The 746-nt window shown below is 44.4% G+C and carries 1 protein-coding gene; it reads right to left on the reverse strand.

Translation table 11 applies throughout. The annotated features are described in order from the left end of the window. Positions 1 to 746: hypothetical protein (locus tag BWI92_RS27700; RefSeq protein ID WP_176464585.1), on the reverse strand; the 746-nt coding region annotated here is incomplete at both ends.

Here is a 746-nt window from a genome sequence, read left to right on the forward strand (position 1 = left end):
CATAACTTGTACCTGTCGTCAATACACTTGTTGAAGTCTGACTAGCATACCATTGTACCGTTTGACCTGATGAACATACTGCACTTAGGTTTACTACTCCACTGCCGCAAACTGCACCTCCTTGTACATTACTTGAACTTGGTGCTGGTAAGTTTGAGTTTACTGTACCTGTTACTCCTTGACGTGTTCCTGTTGTCGTTTCACAAGTCGTTGTGTTGTCTTTACAACCTACATAATAAGTCGTCGTTGCTGTCAAACTTGGGGCATAACTCGTACCTGTCGTCAACACGCTCGTTGAACTCTGACTTGCATACCATTGTACTGTTTGACCTGTTGAACAAGTCGCTGTCAAAGTCACTACACCTGATTCACATCTTGATGCCCCTACTACATTATTCGCACTTGGTGCACTTGGGATTGGGTTAACCGTTCCAATTACGCCTTGACGTGAGCCTGTCGCTGTTTCACAAGTTGTTGTGTTATCCTTACAACCTRCAAAGTATGTTGTCGTTGCAGTGATGCTTGGGGCATAACTTGTACCTGTTGTCAATACACTTGTCGAACTCTGACTTGCATACCATTGTACCGTTTGRCCTGTCGTACAAGTTGCTGTCAAGTTCACTACACCACTTCCACAAACTGCGCCATTTGTTACATTACTTGAACTTGGTGCGCTTGGAATTGGGTTAACTGTTCCTACAACTGCTTGACGTGAGTTGGTCGCCGTCTCACAAGTCGTAGTATTA

The sequence above is a fragment of the Flectobacillus sp. BAB-3569 genome (assembly GCF_002270355.1).
GTDB classification, from domain to species: Bacteria; Bacteroidota; Bacteroidia; order Cytophagales; family Spirosomataceae; genus Flectobacillus; species Flectobacillus roseus.